General features: G+C 66.3%; 19 protein-coding genes. 16 read left to right on the plus strand and 3 right to left on the minus strand.

Annotated elements, in window-relative coordinates; translation table 11 throughout:
- Positions 1 to 321: 321 nt before the first annotated feature.
- The 5 genes from leuS to H3O04_RS13300 all read left to right on the plus strand — a co-directional run bounded on the left by leuS (position 322) and on the right by H3O04_RS13300 (position 6,507).
- Complete coding sequence (gene leuS / locus H3O04_RS13280; RefSeq protein ID WP_053524954.1) at positions 322 to 2,916, plus strand: leucine--tRNA ligase; 2,595 nt, start codon at positions 322 to 324, stop codon at positions 2,914 to 2,916.
- 38 nt (positions 2,917 to 2,954) lie between these two features.
- Complete coding sequence (locus H3O04_RS13285) at positions 2,955 to 3,506, plus strand: LPS-assembly lipoprotein LptE (RefSeq protein WP_027811048.1); 552 nt, start codon at positions 2,955 to 2,957, stop codon at positions 3,504 to 3,506.
- A gap of 18 nt (positions 3,507 to 3,524) precedes the next feature.
- Positions 3,525 to 4,619: a DNA polymerase III subunit delta gene (gene holA, locus H3O04_RS13290; RefSeq protein ID WP_078040655.1), complete on the plus strand. Its 1,095-nt coding sequence runs from the start codon at positions 3,525 to 3,527 to the stop codon at positions 4,617 to 4,619.
- A 170-nt stretch (positions 4,620 to 4,789) separates the two neighbouring features.
- Positions 4,790 to 6,061, plus strand: a complete 1,272-nt coding sequence (locus H3O04_RS13295) for a glutamate-5-semialdehyde dehydrogenase (RefSeq protein WP_078040656.1) — start codon at positions 4,790 to 4,792, stop codon at positions 6,059 to 6,061.
- A gap of 23 nt (positions 6,062 to 6,084) precedes the next feature.
- Positions 6,085 to 6,507 (plus strand): CopD family protein, encoded by a 423-nt coding sequence (locus tag H3O04_RS13300; protein WP_006476920.1) that lies wholly within the window; start codon positions 6,085 to 6,087, stop codon positions 6,505 to 6,507.
- Positions 6,508 to 6,601: 94 nt separating this feature from the next.
- Here H3O04_RS13300 and H3O04_RS13305 read toward each other — a convergent pair whose 3' ends face one another.
- Positions 6,602 to 7,450 (minus strand): MurR/RpiR family transcriptional regulator, encoded by an 849-nt coding sequence (locus tag H3O04_RS13305; protein ID WP_006476919.1) that lies wholly within the window; start codon positions 7,448 to 7,450, stop codon positions 6,602 to 6,604.
- A gap of 294 nt (positions 7,451 to 7,744) precedes the next feature.
- Between H3O04_RS13305 and edd the strand changes: the two genes are divergently transcribed.
- From edd to H3O04_RS13325, 4 genes are all read left to right on the plus strand, one after another.
- On the plus strand, positions 7,745 to 9,601 hold the full coding sequence (gene edd / locus H3O04_RS13310) for a phosphogluconate dehydratase (RefSeq protein ID WP_202587854.1): 1,857 nt from the start codon (positions 7,745 to 7,747) through the stop codon (positions 9,599 to 9,601).
- A gap of 19 nt (positions 9,602 to 9,620) precedes the next feature.
- Positions 9,621 to 10,247: a bifunctional 4-hydroxy-2-oxoglutarate aldolase/2-dehydro-3-deoxy-phosphogluconate aldolase gene (gene eda / locus H3O04_RS13315; protein ID WP_011544577.1), complete on the plus strand. Its 627-nt coding sequence runs from the start codon at positions 9,621 to 9,623 to the stop codon at positions 10,245 to 10,247.
- 217 nt (positions 10,248 to 10,464) lie between these two features.
- On the plus strand, positions 10,465 to 11,826 hold the full coding sequence (locus tag H3O04_RS13320) for a GntP family permease (protein ID WP_011544578.1): 1,362 nt from the start codon (positions 10,465 to 10,467) through the stop codon (positions 11,824 to 11,826).
- 13 nt (positions 11,827 to 11,839) lie between these two features.
- Positions 11,840 to 12,343 carry a gluconokinase gene (locus H3O04_RS13325; protein ID WP_006476915.1) on the plus strand — a complete coding sequence of 168 codons (504 nt, stop codon included), beginning with the start codon at positions 11,840 to 11,842 and terminating at the stop codon, positions 12,341 to 12,343.
- A gap of 72 nt (positions 12,344 to 12,415) precedes the next feature.
- Here H3O04_RS13325 and H3O04_RS13330 read toward each other — a convergent pair whose 3' ends face one another.
- Positions 12,416 to 13,063 (minus strand): TetR/AcrR family transcriptional regulator, encoded by a 648-nt coding sequence (locus H3O04_RS13330; RefSeq protein WP_202587855.1) that lies wholly within the window; start codon positions 13,061 to 13,063, stop codon positions 12,416 to 12,418.
- Positions 13,064 to 13,338: 275 nt separating this feature from the next.
- On the opposite strand from H3O04_RS13330, the gene H3O04_RS13335 reads away from it, so the two are divergent.
- On the plus strand, positions 13,339 to 14,760 hold the full coding sequence (locus H3O04_RS13335; protein WP_202587856.1) for an NAD(P)/FAD-dependent oxidoreductase: 1,422 nt from the start codon (positions 13,339 to 13,341) through the stop codon (positions 14,758 to 14,760).
- 76 nt (positions 14,761 to 14,836) lie between these two features.
- Here H3O04_RS13335 and purB read toward each other — a convergent pair whose 3' ends face one another.
- A complete protein-coding gene (gene purB / locus H3O04_RS13340; protein ID WP_023477700.1) occupies positions 14,837 to 16,225 on the minus strand; it encodes an adenylosuccinate lyase in 1,389 nt (462 codons plus the stop codon).
- A gap of 266 nt (positions 16,226 to 16,491) precedes the next feature.
- On the opposite strand from purB, the gene H3O04_RS13345 reads away from it, so the two are divergent.
- The 6 genes from H3O04_RS13345 (at position 16,492) to H3O04_RS13370 (ending at position 22,409) form a co-directional block, all read left to right on the plus strand.
- Positions 16,492 to 17,457 (plus strand): LysR substrate-binding domain-containing protein, encoded by a 966-nt coding sequence (locus H3O04_RS13345; protein WP_011694145.1) that lies wholly within the window; start codon positions 16,492 to 16,494, stop codon positions 17,455 to 17,457.
- A 286-nt stretch (positions 17,458 to 17,743) separates the two neighbouring features.
- Entirely contained in the window at positions 17,744 to 19,030 is a 1,287-nt protein-coding gene (locus tag H3O04_RS13350; RefSeq protein ID WP_011544584.1) for a Glu/Leu/Phe/Val family dehydrogenase, read from the plus strand.
- Between the two features lie 261 nt (positions 19,031 to 19,291).
- Positions 19,292 to 20,185: a glutamate/aspartate ABC transporter substrate-binding protein gene (locus tag H3O04_RS13355; RefSeq protein WP_011544585.1), complete on the plus strand. Its 894-nt coding sequence runs from the start codon at positions 19,292 to 19,294 to the stop codon at positions 20,183 to 20,185.
- A gap of 84 nt (positions 20,186 to 20,269) precedes the next feature.
- Positions 20,270 to 21,010, plus strand: a complete 741-nt coding sequence (locus H3O04_RS13360) for an amino acid ABC transporter permease (protein WP_006476908.1) — start codon at positions 20,270 to 20,272, stop codon at positions 21,008 to 21,010.
- Entirely contained in the window at positions 21,010 to 21,687 is a 678-nt protein-coding gene (gene gltK / locus H3O04_RS13365; RefSeq protein ID WP_011544586.1) for a glutamate/aspartate ABC transporter permease GltK, read from the plus strand. Before H3O04_RS13360 ends, gltK begins: the two co-directional genes overlap by 1 nt.
- On the plus strand, positions 21,684 to 22,409 hold the full coding sequence (locus H3O04_RS13370) for an amino acid ABC transporter ATP-binding protein (RefSeq protein ID WP_011544587.1): 726 nt from the start codon (positions 21,684 to 21,686) through the stop codon (positions 22,407 to 22,409). Before gltK ends, H3O04_RS13370 begins: the two co-directional genes overlap by 4 nt.
- The last annotated feature ends 52 nt before the right edge of the window (positions 22,410 to 22,461 follow it).

Raw genomic sequence — 22,461 nt, forward strand, 5'->3', positions numbered from 1 at the left:
CCCGCCGCCGCCGGCGCGAAACCCTGACGCGCCGCCGGGCCGCCGCGCCAATCGTCAGGCAAGTTCCCGCCCGTCGCGGGGGCGGGCCGCACGCCGCAAGACCGGCCGGATGCGCCGGCGCTGACGGTATAATCATTGTTTTTCCCGGCTGGCAGGTTTTTTCCAGGTAACCCGGCATTTTCCAGGCAACCCGGAAAATATCCGGACACCCCGAACAGGTCCCGCCACAGCGAACCTGCAGCGCCGCCGGGCCAGCACGATTTCCGATCCAATCCTGCGCGCGAGCCGTCGCGCCGCTTAAAGCCTAGCCCGAACCACACCATGCACGAGAGATACGTACCCGCCGACGTCGAAGCCGCCGCCCAGGGCGACTGGCGCGCAGCCGATGCCTACAAGACGAAGGAAGATTCGCAGAAGCCGAAGTTCTACTGCGTATCGATGCTGCCGTACCCGTCCGGCAAGCTGCACATGGGGCACGTGCGCAACTACACGATCAACGACGTGATGTACCGCTATCTGCGGATGAACGGCTACAACACGCTGATGCCGATGGGCTGGGATGCGTTCGGGATGCCGGCCGAGAACGCCGCGATGGCGAACGGCGTGCCGCCCGCGAAGTGGACCTACGACAACATCGACTACATGAAGGGCCAGATGCAGTCGATGGGTCTCGCGATCGACTGGTCGCGCGAAATCGCGACGTGCAAGCCCGACTACTACAAGTGGAACCAGTGGCTGTTCCTGAAGATGCTCGAGAAGGGCATCGCGTACAAGAAGACGGGCACCGTGAACTGGGACCCGGTCGACCAGACCGTGCTCGCGAACGAGCAGGTGATCGACGGCCGCGGCTGGCGCTCGGGCGCGCTCGTCGAGAAGCGCGAGATCCCGATGTACTACCTGCGCATCACGCAGTACGCGGATGAGCTGCTGAACGATCTCGACGGCCTCGGCTGGCCCGAGCGCGTGAAGATCATGCAGCAGAACTGGATCGGCAAGAGCTTCGGCGTGAACTTCGGCTTCCCGTACGAACTCGACGGCGAGCAGAAGCTGCTGCGCGTGTTCACGACGCGCGCCGACACGATCATGGGCGTCACGTTCTGCGCGGTCGCGGCCGAGCACCCGCTCGCCACGCGCCTCGCGCAGGACAAGCCGGAACTGCTCGCGTTCATCGAGGAATGCAAGCGCGGCGGCGTCGCCGAGGCCGACGTCGCGACGATGGAGAAGAAGGGTGTCGCGACCGGCTTCTCGGTCAAGCACCCGCTGACCGGCGAGCCGGTCGAGGTGTGGATCGGCAACTACGTGCTGATGAGCTATGGCGAAGGCGCGGTGATGGGCGTGCCGGGCCACGACGAGCGCGATTTCGCGTTCGCGAAGAAATACGATCTGCCGATCAAGCAGGTGATCGCGAGCGAAGGGCAGACGTACTCGCTCGACGCATGGCAGGAGTGGTACGGCGACAAGGAAACCGCGGTCTGCGTGAACAGCGGCAAGTACGACGGCCTGCGCTATGCGGAAGCGGTCGACGCGGTCGCGGCCGACCTGAAGGCTGGCGGCTTCGGCGACAAGCAGGTCACGTGGCGCCTGCGCGACTGGGGCGTGTCGCGCCAGCGCTACTGGGGCACGCCGATCCCGATCATCCACTGCCCGTCGTGCGGCGACGTGCCGGTGCCGGAGCAGGACCTGCCGGTCGTGCTGCCGGAAGACCTCGTGCCGGACGGCTCGGGCAACCCGCTCGCGAAGTCCGAAGCGTTCCTGAACTGCACGTGCCCGAAGTGTGGCGCGGCCGCGAAGCGCGAAACCGACACGATGGACACCTTCGTCGATTCGTCGTGGTACTTCTCGCGCTACACGGCGCCGGACGCCGAGACGATGGTCGACGCGCGCACCGACTACTGGATGCCGATGGATCAGTACATCGGCGGCATCGAGCACGCGATCCTGCACCTGCTGTATTCGCGCTTCTGGACCAAGGTGATGCGCGACCTCGGCCTCGTGAAGTTCGGCGAGCCGGCGAAGAACCTGCTCACGCAGGGGATGGTGCTGAACGAGACGTACTACCGCGAGGACGCGGCGGGCAAGAAGACCTGGTACAACCCGCTCGACGTGACGGTGACGCACGACGACAAGGGCCGCCCGGTCGGCGCGACGCTGAATGCGGACGGCCAGCCGGTCGTGCTCGGCGGCATCGAGAAGATGTCGAAGTCGAAGAACAACGGCGTCGATCCGCAACTGCTGATCGACCAGTACGGCGCCGATACCGCGCGTCTGTTCACGATGTTCGCCGCACCGCCCGAGCAGCAGCTCGAGTGGTCGGGCGCGGGCGTCGAGGGCGCGAGCCGCTTCCTGCGCCGCGTGTGGAGCTTCGGCTACGGCAACCGCGAAGCGCTCGCCGCGCGTGCTGGTTTCGACGCCGCGACGCTCGGCGATGCCGACAAGGCGCTGCGCCGGGAGATCTACAGCGTGCTGAAGCAGGCCGATTTCGACTACCAGCGCCTGCAGTACAACACGGTCGTGTCGGCCGCGATGAAGATGCTGAACGCGATCGACGGCGCGAAGGGTGCGACGCCCGCCGTGCTGCGCGAGACGTACGGCGTGCTGCTGCGTGTGCTGTACCCGGTCGTGCCGCACGTCACGTTCGAGCTGTGGAAGACGCTCGGCTACGCGGACGAATTCGGCCCGCTGCTCGATGCGCCGTGGCCGAAGGTCGACGAGGCCGCGCTCGAGCAGGCCGAGATCGAACTCGTGCTGCAGGTGAACGGCAAGGTGCGCGGCGCGCTGAAGGTCGCGAAGGACGCGAGCCGCGACGCGATCGAAGCGGCGGCGGTGGCCGACGAGGCATTCGCGAAATTCAGCGACGGCAAGCCGGCGAAGAAGATCGTCGTCGTGCCGGGCCGCCTCGTGAACATCGTCGTCTGACGGCCGCCGGCCGTCGGACGTACCCAGAAGGAGCAAAGGTGATCCGCAGATCGTTTTTGATGCTCGTCGGCAGCGCGGTCGCGCTGTCGGCATGCGGCTTCCAGTTGCGCGGCCAGCAGGACTACGCGTTCAAGCAGCTGTTCGTGGCCGGTGCGCCGGCGCCCGTCGAGGCGCGGCTCACGCGCCTCGTCCAGGCCGGCAGCGACACGAAGATCGTCAAGTCGGCGGACGACGCCGACGCCGTGCTGCGCATGTGGGAGTCGCGTGGCCAGAACACGCTGACGCTCAACAAGTACGGCTCCGCGCAGGAGTACGCGCTGTTCTACACGCTGAACTACACGCTGACGAGCAAGGACGGCACCGTGCTGATCCCGCCGAGCGCGATCGCGCTGAACCGCGCGATGACGTACAGCGACCAGTATACGAACGCGAAGGCGCAGGAAGCCGACATCCTGTACGGCGACATGCAGAACGACGCGGTCGACCAGCTGATGCGGCGTCTCGCGATCGTCCACTCGCTGACGCCGGCGCCGGAGGACGTGGTGCCGGGCGTGGCGCCGCGCGCGCCGCTGCCGCCGCCGCCGCTCTGATCGCGGGCGCACGCAGCGATGCAATTGCGACTTGATGCGCTGGAGCCGCACCTCGCGAAGGGGTTGGCCGGGCTCTATACCGTGTACGGCGACGAGCCGCTGCTCGCGCAGGAAGCGTGCGACCGCATTCGTGCGGCCGCGCGCGCGGCCGGCTTTACCGAGCGTTCGGTGCATACGGTCGAGCGCGGCTTCGACTGGAGCGTGCTGCTCGGCGCGACCCAGGCGATGTCGCTGTTCGGCGAGCGCCAACTGATCGAGCTGCGCATTCCGTCGGGCAAGCCCGGCAAGGAAGGCGCCGACGCGTTGAAGACGCTTGCGGCCACACCCAATCCCGACGCGCTGATGCTCGTCACGTTGCCGCGCCTCGACGCGGCCACGCAGAAATCCGCGTGGTTCACCGCGCTGCAGAACGGCGGCGTCGCGCTGAAGATCGATCCGGTCGATCGCGCGCAACTGCCGAACTGGATCGGCCAGCGCCTGTCGATGCAGGGCCAGCGCGTCGCATCCGGCGACGACGGGCGCCGCGCGCTGCAGTTCATCGCGGAGCGCGTCGAGGGCAACCTGCTCGCCGCGCACCAGGAAATCCAGAAGCTCGGGCTGCTGTATCCGCAGGGCGCGCTGTCGTTCGAGCAGGTGCACGACGCGGTGCTGAACGTCGCGCGCTACGACGTGTTCAAACTGAACGAAGCGATGCTCGCCGGCGACGCCGCGCGGCTCGCGCGGATGATCGACGGGCTGAAGGGCGAGGGCGAGGCGATCGTGCTCGTGATGTGGGCCGTCGTCGAGGAATTGCGCACGCTGTTGCGGATCAAGCGCGGCACGACGGCCGGCAAGCCGCTCGCGACGCTGCTGCGCGAGAACCGCGTGTGGGGGCCGCGCGAGCGGCTGATTGGGCCCGCGCTGAATCGCGTGTCGGAAGCGGTGCTCGAAAAGGCGCTCGCATTCGCCGCGAAGCTCGACCGGCAGGTCAAGGGCTTGTCCGCCGTCACGCCGGGACGCCGCACGCAGGATGAACCGCCACCCGACCCGTGGGACGGGCTGTTCCAGCTCGCGATGACGGTCGCGGGCGCCCGCGGCGAACGACCGCCGACCGCGGGTCGCGTGCGACGCTAAGTCCCGTTCGGGCCTTCAGCGCGCGCTGCGCAACCCGCTTACAATGTTTGGATGACCGGGGCGCCGCCCTGCGCGGCGCGGTTTTGCGGCCGTTACCCCGCCCGGATGGCCGTCCCGCTTCCCCCACGAATTCATGCCGCCCCCGCGCGGCTCGCTTCTCGAGTCACACGATGGATATCGATCAGTACATGACCGACCTGGGCCGTCGCGCCCGGCACGCTTCCCGCGCGATGGCGTGCGCCAGCACCGCCGCGAAGAACGCGGCGCTCGACGCCGTGGCCCGCGCGATCGAACGCGATGCGCAGGCGCTGAAGGACGCGAATGCACGCGACGTCGCCCGTGCCCGTGAAAAGGGGCTCGATGCGGCGTTCGTCGACCGCCTGACGCTGTCGGACAAGGCGCTGAACACGATGGTCGAGGGGCTGCGCCAGGTCGCGTCGCTGGCCGATCCGATCGGCGAGATCGGCAACCTCAAGTTCCGCCCGAGCGGAATCCAGGTCGGCCAGATGCGCGTGCCGCTCGGCGTGATCGGCATCATCTACGAGTCGCGCCCGAACGTGACGATCGACGCGGCCGCGCTGTGCCTGAAATCGGGCAACGCGACGATCCTGCGCGGCGGCTCCGAGGCGCTCGAATCGAACGCGGCGCTCGCGAAGCTGATCGGCGAAGGGCTCGAGGCGGCAGGCCTCCCGCAGGACGCGGTGCAGGTCGTCGCGACGGCCGATCGTGCGGCGGTCGGCAAGCTGATCACGATGACCGAATACGTCGACGTGATCGTGCCGCGCGGCGGCAAGAGCCTGATCGAACGGCTGATCAACGAGGCGCGCGTGCCGATGATCAAGCACCTCGACGGCATCTGCCACGTGTACGTCGACGATCGCGCCGATCTCGACAAGGCGCTGACCGTCTGCGACAACGCGAAGACGCACCGCTACGGCACCTGCAACACGATGGAGACGCTGCTCGTCGCGAGCGGCATCGCCGCGAAGCTGCTGCCGCCGCTCGGCAAGCTGTATCGCGACAAGCAGGTCGAGCTGCGCGTCGATGCGGCCGCGCGCGCGGTGCTCGCCGATGCGGGCGTCGGCCCGCTCGTCGACGCGACCGAAGAAGACTGGCATACCGAATATCTCGCGCCGGTGCTCGCGATCAAGGTCGTCGACGGCCTCGACGCCGCGATCGAGCACATCAACCATTACGGCTCGCATCACACGGATGCGATCGTCACCGAGGATCACGACCGCGCGATGCGTTTCCTGCGCGAAGTCGATTCGGCGAGCGTGATGGTCAATGCGTCGACGCGCTTTGCGGATGGCTTCGAATTCGGCCTCGGCGCGGAAATCGGCATCTCGAACGACAAGCTGCACGCACGCGGCCCGGTCGGCCTGGAAGGGCTCACGTCGCTGAAGTACGTGGTGCTCGGGCACGGCGAAGGCCGTCAGTAAGTCAACAGCGAGGCGCACAACCGATGGCAATGCTCTGGGTCAAGACGTTCCATGTCGTTCTGATCGCCGCGTGGTTCGCGGGGCTGTTCTACCTGCCGCGCATCTACGTGAACCTGGCCATGGAGACCGATCCGGCCGCGGTGCGACGCCTGCTGCTGATGGCGCGCAAGCTGTTCCGTTTCATGACGATGATCGCGGTGCCCGCGCTCGCGTGCGGGCTGTGGCTGTGGCTCGTGATCGGCATCGGCCAGGGGCAGGGCTGGATTCACGCGAAGGTGACGGTGGTGGTGCTGCTGATCATCTATCACGCGTATTGCGGGCACCTGCTGCGGGTGTTCGAGCGCGGCGAGAACCGCCGCACCGACAAGTGGTATCGCGTGTTCAACGAGTTGCCGGTGCTCGGCATGCTCGCGGCGGTCGCGCTGGTGGTGATCAAGCCGTTCTGAGCGGCGCGGCCGGTGAAACCGTCGCCGTCGAATCATGCGCAACGGCGCCCCTCGGGGCGCCGTTGTTCGTTTACGCGCGGCATTCCGCGAACCGCTACTCCTTCGTCGGATCGTCGATCCGCCTGCGCGTGATCGCTTCCTTCGCGCGGCCGACGCGCTCCATCAGCGCCGGCCCGCGCGACAGCGCGACGCCGACCGCGAGGATGTCGCCGATCGCGAGATGCGACATCCGCGACGTCATCGGCGAAAACACGTCCGTTTCCTCGGCGACGTTCGACGCGAGGCTGACCGTCGCGAGCTTCGCGAGCGGCGAATGGCTCTGCGTGATCGCGACGACTTTCGCGCCGCACGCGAGCGCGGAGCGCGCGGCGTCGACGATGTCGCGTGTGCGGCCGGTGTTCGAGATCGCGACGACGACGTCGTGCGGCCCGAGCAGCGCCGAGGACATCGAGAACGTGTGCGGGTCCGAATACGCGACGCTCGGCACGCCGAGCCGGAAGAACTTGTGCTGGATGTCCTGCGCGGCGATGCCCGAGCCGCCGGCGCCGTAGAACTCGATGCGCGACGCGTTCGACAGCAGCGCGATCGCGTCGGCGACGCTGCCGGCGGACAGGCTGTTGCGCACTTCGATCAGCGCGCCGATCGTGCGGTCGAACACCTTGCCGATGATGCCGGGCGCCGGTTCGTTCGGCTCGACGTCGCGGTACACCGACGACACGCCCGGCGCGACGCTCTGCGCGAGCCGGATCTTGAATTCGCGAAAGCCGCTGCAGCCGAGCGCCTGGCAGAAGCGCGCGATGGTCGGCTGGCTGACGCCGGCGCGCATCGACAGCTCGGTCATCGCGAGGTCGAGCACCTCGCGCGGCGCGGCGAGGATGTAGTCGGCGAGCTTGCGCTCGGACGGGCGCAACTCGGCGCGGATCGCTTCAATGCGAGGCAGCATGGGACGGCAGGTGGAAATCGGGTTCGGATGAGCGAGTGTATCGCAATCGAATTGTAGAAAATCTACATGAAAATACTAGCGTAATCGCGATGGTTTCGATGCGAGGTTAGCGACACGAATTAGGGTTTTTACTGATTAAAGCCTTGCTGGTAGCGGGAATGGCGGTTGCGAACGCGTTAATCAGCATTGCGTGCTTGTAGTTTTTCTACTAGACTGCCTTCGTTCGATCGACGAAGCTCGACCGTCCCCACGATTCCAACCGCCGGTGTCGGCCGGCATACAGGAGCGCCCAGCATGACGTCGCTGCACCCCACTCTGGCGAAGGTCACCGAACGCGTGATCGCCCGCAGCCAATCGACCCGTTCCGCCTATCTGCAGCGCATCGACGGCGCGCAAGGCAAGTTCCCGGCACGCGGCGCGCTGTCGTGCGCGAACCTCGCGCACGGCTTCGCGGGCCTCGAGGGCAACGACAAGTTCGCGATCAAGGCGATCCGCGAGCCGAACATCGGCATCGTGTCCTCGTACAACGAGATGCTGTCCGCGCACGCGCCGTACAAGGATTTCCCCGAAATCATCAAGGCGGCCGCGCGCGAGAACGGCGGGGTCGCGCAGTTCGCGGGCGGCGTGCCGGCGATGTGCGACGGCGTCACGCAGGGCAACCCGGGGATGGAGCTGTCGCTGTTCTCGCGCGAGGCGATCGCGATGGGCACGGCGATCGCGCTCACGCACAACATGTTCGACGCGGCGCTCTGTCTCGGCATCTGCGACAAGATCGTGCCGGGTCTGCTGATCGGCGCGCTGCAGTTTGGCCACCTGCCGACGATCTTCGTGCCAGCCGGCCCGATGACGAGCGGCCTGTCGAACGACGACAAGGCGAAGATCCGCCAGCAGTTCGCGACCGGCCAGGTCGGCCGCGACGCGCTGCTCGAAGCCGAATCGGCCGCGTATCACGGCCACGGCACCTGCACGTTCTACGGCACCGCGAACAGCAACCAGATGCTGATGGAGCTGATGGGGCTGCACCTGCCGGGCTCCGCTTTCGTTCACCCGCACACGCCGCTGCGCACCGCGCTGACGGCCGAAGCCGCGCGCCGCGTGCTCGACCTGACCGTCGAGCGCGGCCACTACACGCCGATCGGCCATGTGATCGACGAAAAGGCAATCGTCAACGGCATCGTTGCGCTGCTCGCGACGGGCGGCTCGACCAACCACACGCTGCACTTGGTCGCGATCGCGCGCGCGGCCGGCATCCTGATCGACTGGAACGACTTCGACGAGCTGTCGGCCGTCGTGCCGCTGCTCGCGAAGATCTACCCGAACGGCAAGGCCGACGTGAACCATTTCCACGCGGCGGGCGGTGTCGCGTTCCTGGTACGCAACCTGCTCGAAGGCGGGCTGTTGCATGAGGACGTGACGACGGTCGCAGGCAACGGGCTTGCGCACTACACGAAGGAGCCTAAGCTGATCGACGGCAAGCTGACGTGGGTCGACGGCGCGGCCGAGAGCCACGACACGAAGGTGCTGCGCGGCATTCGCGAGCCGTTCCAGCCGGACGGCGGCCTGCGCCTGATGCAGGGCCGGCTCGGCCGCGGCGTGATCAAGATCTCGGCGGTCGCGCCGGAGCACCGCAAGGTGACGGCGCCCGCGATCGTGTTCGACTCGCAGGAAGCCGTGCAGGAAGCGTTCGATCGCGGCGAGCTGAAGCGCGATTTCGTCGCGGTGGTGCGCTTCCAGGGCGCGCGCGCCAACGGCATGCCCGAGCTGCACCGTTTGACGCCGCTGCTCGGCGTGCTGCAGGATCAGGGCTTCCACGTCGCGCTGGTGACCGACGGCCGCATGTCGGGCGCATCGGGCAAGGTGCCGGCCGTGATCCACGTGTCGCCGGAGGCGCTGCTGGCCGGCCCGATCGGCAAGGTGAAGACGGGCGACATGCTCGTGATCGACGCAGAAGCCGGCGTGCTCGACATCGAGGTCGACGCCGCCGAGTGGCATGCGCGCCCGGTCGCGCAGCCGCGGCACCAGGCCGAGAACGAAGTCGGTTTCGGGCGCGAACTGTTCGGCGTATTCCGCGCCGCGGCCGCACCGGCCGAGCAGGGCGCATCGGTTTTCGGGACGCTGGTCGGCGAAACGGCCGCCCACGTCACCGCATGAATTTCAAGGAGCCAATTCAATGAAGACGATTGCTGAAATCGTGAAGCTGGGCCCGGTCATTCCGGTGCTCGCATTCGACTCGGTCGAGCAGGGCGAAAACGTGTCGCGTGCATTGCACGCCGGCGGCGTGAAGGTGCTCGAGATCACGCTGCGCACGCCGGCCGGGCTGGAAGCGATCCAGCGCGCGAGCCAGCTTGCGGACGACATCGTCGTCGGCGTCGGCACGATCACGAAGCCCGAGCACTGCGCGCAGGCCAAGCGTGCGGGCGCGAAGTTCGGCGTGTCGCCGGGCCTGACGAAGGAGCTGCACCTCGCGTCGCTCGACGCCGGCCTGCCGCTGCTGCCGGGCGTGATGACGCCGAGCGACATCATCCAGGCGCTCGAATTCGGCTACGACATCGTGAAGTTCTTCCCCGCGCAGCAGGCGGGCGGCGTGCCGATGCTGCAGGCGTTCCATGGCCCGTTCCCGGCGCTGAAGTTCTGCCCGACCGGCGGCATCACGGTCGACACCGCGCCGAACTTCCTGAAACTGCCGAACGTCGTGTGCGTCGGCGGCTCGTGGCTCACGCCGAAGGCCGCGCTCGCCGCGCAGGACTGGGCCGAAGTCACGCGCCTCGCGCAAGCAGCGAGCCAGTTGCCCCGTTAAGACTTGTACCAGATGACGGTTCAGCCCTCGGAAAGCAAGCGTTAGTGCTTGTTTTACCGAGGGTTTTTGCTGATGGAACCGGTTCTATCCGCGGATCGCAAAGATAAGTAAAATTCAGCGTCCTGACGGGGGGGTACCCCCGTGTTTCGGAGACCCGCATAGCCGGGCATACTCGCAACGACTCGCCCGGTTCGAACAATTCTAGGAGGAGTGCCACATGGGGGCCGTCCAAGGCAGCATGCTGCTCGTATTCACGCTGATCGCGATTGCCGCGCTGATCCTGATGATCGCGCGCTACAAGATCTACCCGTTCCTGGTGCTGATCATCGTCTCGCTCGGCCTCGGTCTCGTCGTCGGCATGCCGATGGACAAGATCGTCAAGTCGTTCGAAACGGGCACCGGCGGCACGCTCGGCCACATCGCGATCGTCGTCGGCCTCGGCACGATGCTCGGCAAGATGATGGCCGAATCGGGCGGCGCCGAACGGATCGCGACCACGCTGATCGACTGGTTCGGTGAAAAGAACATCCACTGGGCGATGATGTTCGTCGCGATCATCGTCGGCCTGCCGGTGTTCTTCGAAGTCGGCTTCGTGCTGCTGATCCCGATCGCGTTCAACGTCGCGAAGCGCACCGGCAAGTCGCTGCTCGTCGTCGGCCTGCCGATGGTGGCCGGCCTGTCGGTCGTGCACGGGCTGATCCCGCCGCACCCGGCCGCGCTGCTGGCCGTCCAGCAATACGGCGCCGATATCGGCAAGACGATCGCCTTCGGCCTGGTCGTCGGCGTGCCGACCGCGATCATCGCGGGCCCGCTGTTCGCGCTGATGATCTCGAAGTTCGTGAAGCTGCCGGAAAACAACCCGCTCGCGTCGCAATTCGTCGATTCGCGTACGGACGGCGGCAAGCGCGAGCTACCGAGCTTCGGCATCACGCTGTTCACGATCCTGCTGCCCGTCGTGCTGATGCTCGTCGGCAGCTGGGCCGACCTGGTGTTCACGCCGAAGTCGTTGCCGAACAACCTGCTGCGCTTTGCGGGCAACTCGGACGTCGCGCTGCTGATCGCCGTGCTCGTGAGCTTCTGGACCTTCGGCGCGAAGCAGGGCTTCAACCGCGACCAGATCCAGAAGTTCTGCGGCGAGTGCCTGGCGCCGATCGCCGGGATCACGCTGATCGTCGGCGCGGGCGGCGGCTTCGGCGGCGTCCTGCGCGACAGCGGGATCTCGCAGCAGATCGTCGAGACCGCGAAGCACGCGCACCTGTCGCCGCTGCTGCTCGGCTGGTTCGTCGCGGCGCTGATGCGTCTCGCGACGGGTTCAGCGACGGTCGCGATGACGACGGCCTGCGGTATCGTCGCGCCGATCGCGGCGGCGTCGGGCGCGTCGGTCCGGCCGGAGCTGCTGGTGCTCGCGACGGGGTCGGGCTCGCTGATCTTCTCGCACGTGAACGACGGCGGCTTCTGGCTGATCAAGGAATATTTCGGGATGACGGTGGGCCAGACGTTCAAGACCTGGTCGCTGCTTGAAACCATCATCTCGGTGCTCGGTCTGAGTTTTACGCTGTTGCTGAGCGTGGTTCTGTAACAAGGGGTAGTCAATGATTCTGATCGCAATGGGCGTGTCGGGCGCGGGCAAGTCGCTGATCGGCGAAATGCTGGCGGAACGCCTGTCGTGCAGTTATACCGATGGCGACGCGTTTCACAGCGCGGCGAACAAGGAAAAGATGCACCACGGCATTCCGCTGACCGATGAAGACCGCTGGCCGTGGCTGCGCACGATTCGCGCGGCCATCGAGGAAAAGCAGCGCGCCGGCGAAACCGCCGTGTTCACGTGCTCGTCGCTGAAGCGGTCGTACCGCGACGTGCTGCGCGGCACCGACACCGACGTGCGGTTCGTGTATCTAAAGGGTTCGTTCGAGGTGTTGCAGGAGCGTCTGAAAAGCCGCACCGGCCATTTCTTCGATCCGTCGCTGCTGAAGAGCCAGCTCGACACGCTCGAGGAACCGGGCCCGGACGAAGCGATCGAGCTCAGCATCGAGCTGACGCCCGAGCAGATCGTCGATCAGGTCATGCTGAAGATCGGCCACGCGCAGCAGCACTGAGCGCGGTTCGCGGTCATCGTCATGAAAAAGGCGCCTTCGGGCGCCTTTTTCGTTGGCGGCGCGGCCGCACGGTCAGGCCGTGTGTGCGCGTTGCGCGATGCCGTCGAGCAGCACGTCGAGCATCGTGTCGTGCACGACGGCCGGATCGAGCTGCGCGTAGAGCGGGGCGGCCGACTTGACGAGCGGATGCGCGGCGTCGGACAGCGCGTGCATTTCCGCGAGCTCGACCTCGTTCGCGGCGCGCGTGAGGCCGCCCGCTTCGGCGGCGGCGAGCCCGATCACGCTCGCGTACCAGCCGACGCATACCGACGGCAGCGCCGCGTGCGGGATGCCGGCATCGGTCAGCGCGCGATGCACGGCCTCGATGTGCGCGAGATCGGCCGGCCCCGTGCTCATGTGCCGCTGCAGCAGCGCGAACGCGGCGGGGTAGCGCAGCGCGAGCGCGCGGTACTGGCGCGCGAGGTCACGCAGCCGTTCGCGCCACGGCAGTGAAGGCTCGACCGGCACGAGCGAGCGCGACAGTGCATTCGCGATCGCGCGGCTCAGGCCTTCCTTCGACTTGAAGTGATACAGCACGCTCATCGGGTCGCAGCCGACCGATTGCGCGAGCTTGCGCACGCTGAACGCGGCTTCGCCGACGTCTTCGAGCAGCGCGAGCGCGGCCGCGACGATCGCGTCCTTGTCGAGGCCGCGCGGCCCTTGGGCGGGTTTGTCTTTCATCGAGGCGGGCTGGCAGGCCGGTACCGTACCGGCTGTAAACTTGACGAAAGCTTATTCTACACTGTAGAATTATTTCTGCGGTGTAGAAATTGGGTGTCCCGGCACCTTTCAATACGTGCTTTCGCACAGTCCGGGATCCAGGCGGCACGAGCGTGCCCGCCGTCAACACGGGCCATCGCGCCCCTTTTCTCGTTGACTCCCATGTGGAACCGGCTGCCCCACCCGCGAAGCCTCAGGGCCCTTCGACAGGCGGCCAAGACCATGCAAGTGCAATCATGACGTCCAACAACAAGCCCTTGATCCAGGGTGAAGCGCGTTTCGAGCAAACGCAACTGAACATCGAAAAAGACAACTGGAACTGGTGCGATCCGGCTCGCTACGACGGCGCGCATCCGGCCAACTGGTACGAGGCGTCGTTGTCGCGCCATGAAAACAGCGCGCCGCTCGCGCACGACATCGTGTGCGACGTGCTCGTGATCGGCGCGGGCCTGCTCGGCGCGTCGGCCGCGCTGCATCTCGCGGAAGCGGGCGTCGACACGATCCTCGTCGACAAGCATCACGTCGGCTCGGCCGCGTCCGGCCGCAACGGCGGGCAACTGACGCCCGGCCTCGCGCGCTGGGAAGCGGCCGACATGATCGAGAACCTGTCGCACGACGACGCGAAGCGGCTGTGGCGCTTCGCGTCGGCCGAGTCGATGGATCTGATCGACGAAATCGGCGCCCGCTACGCGCTCGATCTCGACCGCAAGCGCGGCCACGTGACGGCGGCGGTTCACCCCGGCCACATGAGCGCGCTGCTCGACGGCGCGGATGCGCGCCGTCACCTTGGAGACGCGGGCGTGACGCTCGTCGGCCGCCATCAGCTGCACGACGAATACGTGCGCTCGGGGCTGTATCACGGCGCGGCGATCGACGCGATCGGCGGCCAGATTCACCCGCTCGCACTGGTGCGCGGCCTCGTGCACGGCTTCCGGCTGAACGGCGGCGCGCTGTTCGAAGGCACCGAAGTGCTCGAGCTCGACGAGACGCCCGCCGGCGTCGTCGCGACGACGCCGGGCGGCACCATCACCGCGCGCAAGGGGGTGGTGCTCGCGCTGCACAACACGACGTTCCGGCTGCTCGACGACGGCGCGGCGACCACGGTGCCGTTCTTCACGTACGTGAGCGTGACGGCGCCGCTCGACGTCGACGTCGCGACGCTGCTGCCGGCCGGCATGCCGGTGTACGACACGCAGTTCCAGATCGACTACTACCGGCCGGTGCGCGGCAACCGCCTGCTGTTCGGCGGGCAGGGCACCGGCAGCTGCTGGGCGCAGCCCGACGTCAACGCGTATCTGCTGACGCGACTGAACACGGTGTTTCCGCAGCACGACGGCCGCTTCGCGCTCGACTACTGCTGGAGCGGCGTCAGCGATTTCACGCTGAACGGCGCGACCGACAGCCGCAAGACCGACGGCCGCGTGCCGATGTACATGGTGCAGGGCTGGAGCGGGCACGGCGTCGCGCAGACGGTGCGGATCGGTAAGGCGATCTGCGACGATTTCGTCGGCCGCAACGACGATTTCTCGATGCTCACGGGCATCGATCACCGCGCGATTCCGCTCGGCCGGCAGTTGTCGCCGATCGCGATTCCGGCCGCGAAGGCGGCGATGAGCGTGATGAGCGCGCTGAACCCGGGGCGGATGATCTCGTTCTGATCGGCTGCGGCAGGCAATAAAAAGCCCGATGCGAATTGCTTCGCATCGGGCTTTTTTTGTCAGGCGACGGCGGCGCTTACGCGATCCGCTTCGCGAGTTCGACGGCCTTGCCGATGTACGACGCCGGCGTCATCGCGAGCAGGCGGTCCTTCGCATCCTGCGGGATCGCCAGCGTGCCGACGAATTCCTGCAGCGCTTCGCGCGTGATGCCCTTGCCGCGCGTCAGTTCCTTCAACTGCTCGTACGGGTTCTCGATGCCGTAGCGGCGCATCACCGTCTGCACCGGCTCGGCGAGCACTTCCCAGCAGTTGTCGAGATCTTCGTTCAGGCGCTGCGGGTTCACTTCGAGCTTGTCGAGGCCGCGGATCAGCGAGTCGTACGCGAGCAGCGAGTAGCCGAGCGCGACGCCCATGTTGCGCAGCACCGTCGAGTCGGTCAGGTCGCGCTGCCAGCGCGACACCGGCAGCTTGTCGGCGAGGTGGCGCAGCGTCGCGTTCGCGAGGCCGAGGTTGCCTTCCGAGTTCTCGAAGTCGATCGGGTTGACCTTGTGCGGCATCGTCGACGAGCCGATTTCGCCGGCCTTCGTCTTCTGCTTGAAGTAGCCGACCGAGATGTAGCCCCACACGTCGCGGTCGAGGTCGAGCAGGATCGTGTTCGCGCGCGCCACGGCGTCGAACAGTTCGGCCATGTAGTCGTGCGGCTCGATCTGGATCGTGTACGGGTTGAACGTGAGCTTCAGGCGGTTCTCGATCACGTCGCGCGAGAACGCTTCCCAGTCGAATTCCGGATACGCCGAGAGATGCGCGTTGAAGTTGCCGACCGCGCCGTTCATCTTGCCGAGGATCTCGACCTTCTCGATGCGCGTGATCGCGCGGGCGAGGCGTGCGGCGACGTTCGCGAGTTCCTTGCCGAGCGTCGTCGGGCTGGCCGGCTGGCCGTGCGTGCGCGACAGCATCGGCTGTTCGGCATGCGCGTGCGCGAGTGCGACGAGGCGCTGGTAGACCGTGCGCAGCGCCGGCAGGATCACGTGTTCGCGCGCGCCGGCGAGCATCATTCCGTGCGACGTGTTGTTGATGTCCTCGGACGTGCACGCGAAGTGGATGAATTCGCTCGCCTTCTCGAGTTCGGCCTGGCCCTTCACCGATTCCTTCAGCCAGTATTCGACGGCCTTCACGTCGTGGTTCGTCACGCGCTCGATTTCCTTGATGCGTGCGGCGTCGTGCGCGGTGAAGCGCTCGGCGAGCTGCAGCAGGAACTGCTCGGAGGCTTCCGAGAAGCGCGGGACTTCCGCGAAGCCGGCGCGCGACAGCGCGATCAGCCAGTGCACCTCCACGGTGACGCGGTGGCGCATGAAGGCGGCTTCGGAGAGCCAGTCGCGCAGCGCTTCGGTCTTGCTGGCGTAGCGGCCGTCGATGGGCGAGAGCGCGGTGAGGGCGAAAAGCGTATCGGGACGAGTGTCGGACATGATCGGGCAGGGCCTTTTGGGGCCGGGGCGAACGAGGGGAGGAGAATCCGGCATTTTACCATCGGCGCGCGTCGATCCCGGCCGAACTGGTCCGGCCGCGACTGCCGCGGGCGCGCGCGGTTCGGGCGGCACCGGGGCGGCGCGCGAATGGCGTGCCGGCGGGGGCCCGCGCCGGCTTGCCGGGCCGCGTTCGACGCCGCCGGCCGGGGCCGCCCCCCGGTAGAATGCAGGCTTCTTCCCGACCGCCGCCCGCCGCGCCCGCCTGCATGGAACTGAAATGGCTCGAAGACTTCGTCTCGCTCGCGGAGACGCGCAGCTTTAGCCGGTCCGCCGAGCTGCGGCACGTGTCGCAGCCGGCGTTTTCGCGGCGCATCCAGGCGCTCGAGGCGTGGCTTGCGACCGAGCTGATCGATCGTTCGGTCTATCCGACGCGGCTCACCCAGGCCGGGCAGATCTTCTACGAGCAGGCGCTGACGATGCTGTCGCAGGCGCACGAGGCGCGCACGCTGCTGCGCGGCCACGTCGGCGCGCCGGTGCCGACGATCGAATTCGCGGTGCCGCACACGCTGTCGCTCACGTATTTTCCGCGCTGGCTCGAGCGGATCGAGGCGAAGATGGGCCAGGTTCACACGCGGCTGCGCGCGCTGAACGTGCACGACGCGGTGCTGTCGCTGGTCGAGGGCGGCTGCGACCTCGTGATGGGCTATCACCACCCGAGCCACCCGGTCGCGCTCGACCCGGCCCGCTACGACATGCTGATCCTCGGCAGCGAGCCGATCAGCCCGTTCTCGGCGCCCGGCCGCGCGGGCCGGCCGCGCCATACGCTGCCGGGCGCGGCCGACGCGCGCGTGCCGTACCTGTCGTATACGCCGAACGCGTATCTCGGCCGGATGACCGAAGTCATCATCGCGAACGCGCCGACGCGGCTGTTTCTCGATCGCGTCTACGAAACCGACATGGCCGAGGGGCTGAAGGCGATGGCGCTCGCGGGCCACGGCGTCGCGTTCCTGCCGCACAGCGCGGTCGACGATGCGGTCGCGGGCGGCCGGCTGATCCGGCTCGACCGGTCGGCGCGCGGCGGCGCGCATCCGTTCACGCTGACGATGGAGATCCGGCTGTACTGCGACAAGCTCGCGCTGCAGGGCGACGATCCGCGGCAGAAGCTCGTGCGGGCGCTGTGGGACGTCGTGCGCGACGAACTGCGCGACACGACCGGCGACGCCGCCGCTTGATCGCCGGATAACCGACGGTTAACCGCCGACGGTCAATCCGGCCGGCTGACGGCACCCCCTGCAGCGCCTGCCTGCCGGCTGTCCCGCGGCCGGCCCGCGCCTGTCCAATCCTGTTTTTCACGAACGCGATGCACGGCCGATCGCGGGCGTTCTTGCGCAAATCGACCGCGGATTTGCGAAAAATCGCGATCATGCAAGAAACGCATAATCGAATAAACAAACGGCATTGGATAAAAAAAACGGCTTTTTCGACAATGTGCGCAATCCGTTGAACGTTGGAGTGTCCATGTCTTCGCAACAGCAGTCCATCCCGTCCTACCTGCACGCCGACGATCTCGGCCCGTGGGGCAACTACCTTCAGCAGGTCGATCGCGTCGCGCCGTACCTCGGTTCGCTGTCGCGCTGGCTCGAAACGCTGAAGCGTCCGAAGCGCATCCTGATCGTCGACTGCCCGATCGAGCTCGACAACGGCACCGTCGCGCACTTCGAAGGCTATCGCGTGCAGCACAACGTGTCGCGCGGTCCGGGCAAGGGCGGCGTGCGCTACCACCAGGACGTGACGCTGTCGGAAGTGATGGCGCTGTCGGCATGGATGTCGGTGAAGAACGCGGCCGTGAACGTGCCGTACGGCGGCGCGAAGGGCGGTATCCGCGTCGACCCGCGCAAGCTGTCGCGTGGTGAGCTCGAGCGCGTGACGCGCCGCTACACCAGCGAAATCGGCATCATCATCGGGCCGAACACCGACATTCCGGCGCCGGACGTCAACACCAACGAACAGGTGATGGCGTGGATGATGGACACGTACTCGATGAACCAGGGCCAGACGTCGACCGGCGTCGTGACCGGCAAGCCGATCGCGCTCGGCGGTTCGCTCGGCCGCAAGGAAGCAACGGGCCGCGGCGTGTTCGTCGTCGGCTCCGAAGCGGCGAAGAAGAAGGGCCTGGAAATCGAAGGCGCACGTATCGCGGTGCAAGGTTTCGGCAACGTCGGCGGCATCGCGGCGAAGCTGTTCCAGGAAGCGGGCGCGAAGGTGATCGCGGTGCAGGATCACACGGGCACGATCTACCAGCCGGCCGGCCTCGATTCGAACAAGCTGCTCGACCACGTCGCCCGCACCGGCGGCGTCGCGGGCTTCGAAGGCGCGGAACCGATGCCGAACGACGAGTTCTGGACGGTCGAGACCGACATCCTGATCCCGGCGGCGCTGGAAAACCAGATCACCGAGAAGAACGCGGCGAAGATCCGCACGAAGATCGTCGTCGAAGGCGCGAACGGCCCGACGACGACGGCGGCGGACGACATTCTGAGCGCGAACGGCGTGCTCGTGATCCCCGACGTGATCGCGAACGCGGGTGGCGTGACCGTGTCGTACTTCGAGTGGGTGCAGGATTTCTCGAGCTTCTTCTGGACGGAAGACGAGATCAACCATCGTCTCGAGCGCGTGATGCGCGAAGCGTTCGCCGGCGTGTGGGCGGTCGCGGAAGAGCACAAGGTGACGGTGCGTACGGCGGCGTTCATCGTCGCGTGCAAGCGCATCCTGATGGCGCGCGAAATGCGCGGCCTCTACCCCTGATCGGACGTCCCCGACCGGGCGTCCCTAACCGGGCGTCCCCGATCGACGACCATGATCGATTCATGACGCAATCCACCCGATTGTGGATATGAACCCGCGCGGGCGGTGCCGAATCCGGCACCGCCCGCGCGCGCATCTGGAGCGCCCGGAGCCGGGAGGAAGGCTTCGCACAGGGCGATTCGTAGTGCGGTAAACAACCAGTACTTTCAAAAATATTACTTTGATACACTGGCGCGGGTTTTAGCCAAGGAGATGACCAAAATGAAATACCACAAGGCAGTCCTGATGGCCGCGGCGCTGTGCGCGTTCGCAAGCGGCGCGTACGCTCAGGAGACTGGCACGCTGAAGAAGATCAAGGACACGGGCGTGATCGCGCTGGGCCACCGCGAATCGTCGATTCCGTTCTCCTACTACGACCAGAACCAGCAGGTGGTCGGCTATTCGCGCGAGTTCCAGCTGAAGATCGTGGACGCGGTGAAGAAGAAGCTGAATCTGCCGAACCTGCAGGTGAAGAACATCCCCGTCACGTCGCAGAACCGCATTCCGCTGGTGCAGAACGGCACGGTCGACATCGAGTGCGGTTCGACCACCAACAACCTCGAGCGTCAGCAGCAAGCCGCGTTCTCCGACACGATCTTCGTGATCGGCACGCGCCTGATGACGAAGAAGGATTCGGGCGTCAAGGATTTCGCCGACCTGAAGGGCAAGACGGTCGTGACGACCGCCGGCACGACGTCGGAGCGCCTGCTGCGCAAGATGAACAACGACAAGCAGCTCGGCATGAACATCATCAGCGCGAAGGATCACGGCGATTCGTTCAACACGCTGGAATCGGGCCGCGCGGTCGCGTTCATGATGGACGACGCGCTGCTCGCGGGCGAGCGCGCGAAGGCGAAGCAGCCGGGCGAGTGGGTGATCGTCGGCACGCCGCAATCGGAAGAGGCTTACGGCTGCATGATGCGCAAGGGTGACGCCGACTTCAAGAAGGTCGTCGACGACGCGATCTCGCAAGTCGAGAAGTCGGGCGAAGCCGCGAAGATCTACGCGAAGTGGTTCGAGAACCCGATTCCGCCGAAGGGGCTGAACCTGAACTTCCCGCTGTCCGATTCGATGAAGAAGCTGTACGCGAACCCGAACGACAAGGCGCTCGACTGACCATACGGCCGTTGATGCAGAAATGACGCTAATGAGACGGAAGAGGCCACGCTTCTTCCGTTTCTTTTTGCTGGAGTCTTGCCCATGTCTTACCACTGGAACTGGGGCATCTTTCTGAGCCCCGTGTCGACCGGCGAGCCGACGACTTATTTCGGATGGCTGATGTCCGGCTTCTGGGTGACGATCGAAGTGTCGCTCGTCGCCTGGGTCATCGCGCTGATCGTCGGGTCGCTGTTCGGCGTGCTGCGCACCGTGCCGAACAAGTGGCTCGCCGCGATCGGCACCGTGTACGTGTCGATCTTCCGGAACATCCCGCTGATCGTGCAGTTCTTCGTCTGGTATCTCGTGATACCCGAGTTGCTGCCTGCGTCGATCGGCACCTGGATCAAGCAGTTGCCGCCCGGCACGCAGTTCTTTACCGCGTCGATCGTCTGTCTCGGCCTGTTCACGGGCGCGCGCGTGTGCGAACAGGTGCGCTCGGGGATCAACGCGCTGCCGAAGGGCCAGCGCGCGGCCGGCCTCGCGATGGGCTTCACGCAATGGCAGACGTATCGCTACGTACTGCTGCCCGTCGCGTACCGGATCATCGTGCCGCCGCTCACGTCGGAATTCCTGAACATCTTCAAGAACTCCGCCGTCGCGTCGACGATCGGCCTGCTCGACCTGTCCGCGCAGGCGCGCCAGCTCGTCGACTACACCGCGCAGACCTACGAGTCGTTCATCGCGGTCACGCTCGCCTACGTGCTGATCAACCTCGTCGTGATGGCGTTCATGCGCTGGATCGAAGGCCGCACGCGGCTGCCCGGCTATATCGGAGGCAAGTGATGCATCAGTTCGACTGGAGTAGTATTCCCGGCGCGCTGCCGACGCTGTGGTCGGGGGCGGTCGTCACGTTCAAGATCACGCTGATCGCGATCGTGATCGGGATCGTCTGGGGCACGCTGCTGGCGCTGCTGCGGCTGTCCGGCGTGAAGCCGCTCGCGTGGTTCGCGAAAGCGTACGTGACGGTGTTCCGCTCGATCCCGCTTGTGATGGTGCTGCTGTGGTTCTTCCTGATCGTGCCGCAGTTGCTGCAGGGCGTGCTCGGGCTGTCGCCGACGATCGACATCCGCCTCGCGTCGGCCATGGTCGCGTTCTCGTTGTTCGAAGCCGCGTATTATTCCGAGATCATCCGCGCCGGCATCCAGGCGGTGCCGCGCGGGCAGGTGAACGCCGCGTTCGCGCTCGGCATGAACTACGCGCAGGCGATGCGCCTCGTGATCCTGCCGCAGGCGTTCCGCGCGATGGTGCCGCTGCTGCTCACGCAGGCGATCGTCCTGTTCCAGGATACGTCGCTCGTGTACGTGATCAGTCTCGCGGACTTCTTCCGCACGGCCGCCAACGTCGGCGATCGCGACGGCACGACCGTCGAGATGGTCCTGTTCGCCGGCGCATGCTATTTCGTGATTTGCTCGTTGGCGTCTGCTCTCGTCAAGGGTCTCCAGAAAAAGGTCACAAGATGATTTCCATCAAGAACGTTTCGAAGTGGTACGGCCAGTTTCAGGTCCTCACCGAATGCACGACCGAGGTCAAGAAAGGCGAAGTGGTCGTCGTGTGCGGCCCGTCGGGCTCCGGCAAGTCGACGCTGATCAAGACCGTGAACGGCCTGGAGCCGTTCCAGCAGGGCGAGATCCTCGTGAACGGCCAGTCGGTCGGCGACAAGAAGACGAACCTGTCGAAGCTGCGCTCGAAGGTCGGGATGGTGTTCCAGCATTTCGAACTGTTCCCGCACCTGTCGATCACCGAAAACCTGACGCTCGCGCAGGTCAAGGTGCTCGGCCGCGGCAAGGACGAGGCGAACGAGAAGGGCATGAAGCTGCTCGATCGCGTCGGCCTGAAGGCGCATGCGCACAAGTTTCCGGGCCAGTTGTCGGGCGGCCAGCAGCAGCGGGTTGCGATCGCGCGCGCGCTGTCGATGGACCCGATCGCGATGCTGTTCGACGAGCCGACGTCCGCGCTCGATCCCGAGATGATCAACGAAGTGCTCGACGTGATGGTCGAACTCGCGCAGGAAGGGATGACGATGATGGTCGTCACGCACGAGATGGGCTTCGCGAAGAAGGTCGCGCATCGCGTGATCTTCATGGACAAGGGCGCGATCGTCGAGGACGACCGCAAGGACGATTTCTTCTCGAATCCGAAATCGGATCGCGCGAAAGACTTCCTCGCGAAGATCCTGCACTGAGCGTTCGCGCGTCTCGCGCACACTCGTGCGAAAACCGCCCGGCATGCCGCCG

It is taken from the genome of Burkholderia sp. KCJ3K979 (genome assembly GCF_016759955.1).
Classification (GTDB): domain Bacteria; phylum Pseudomonadota; class Gammaproteobacteria; order Burkholderiales; family Burkholderiaceae; genus Burkholderia; species Burkholderia orbicola.